Origin of the sequence: Streptococcus oralis (assembly GCF_003943825.1) — a bacterium.
In the GTDB taxonomy this organism is placed as follows: domain Bacteria; phylum Bacillota; class Bacilli; order Lactobacillales; family Streptococcaceae; genus Streptococcus; species Streptococcus oralis_CD.
On sequence record NZ_RJNJ01000083.1, the window covers coordinates 1 to 663 of the forward strand.

The 663-nt window shown below is 50.1% G+C and carries 1 pseudogene; it reads left to right on the plus strand.

Features of this window, described 5'->3' with window-relative positions:
- Positions 1 to 220: 220 nt before the first annotated feature.
- A pseudogene (locus tag D8863_RS10720) lies at positions 221 to 663 on the plus strand (T7SS effector LXG polymorphic toxin); the annotation flags it as partial.

Sequence of the window (663 nt, forward strand, 5' to 3'; positions counted from 1 at the left end):
CAATCAGATCAAGAACTTGGATAGCTCCATCACTCAGTATGAAAGCAACCATGCGAGTCAGGATTTGGTCGCCTTTAAGGAACTTCTAGCTGCGACCAAGTCCTTGATCGCAGAGCATGCTAGTAAGACACGTACGGTAGGAACTTATCAGTCAGGAGATTTCGCCAAACTCAAGTCTGTTAAACGCTTTGCGATAGCCTACAAACAGGCGACCCAGCAGATGGAGAGTCGCGTTGAGCGCGTGAAGGCTGCCCAGGAGCGAGACAAGGTCCGTTTTGAGGCCTTGGCTGCGGAGGATCGTGCCAAGAATGGTTGGAAAGACTTGGCGATTGGTGTGGTGACCGTTGCGTTTGGGATTCTCGCAATTATAGGAACCTTGGGAACTGCGACTCCTTTAGTTGTTGCAGGCGGTATCGTGGGTTTTGGGACAACAGCCTATGGGTTGTCTAATATGTACGAGGCTGGTCAGGATATCAAACTTGGGAATGCAGGGGATATTCAGACTAAAGCCGGAAATCCCATCAGAGATACGCTTTTCATGGGCAATGACAAGTTGTATCATGATGTTGGGAATGTCTTTGTGACGGCGAGTGCCATCATGATTCCCATAGGGCAGACCCAGAGCGTTGTCAAGGGCTTGACCCAGTTTGCGATAGGGGAAGC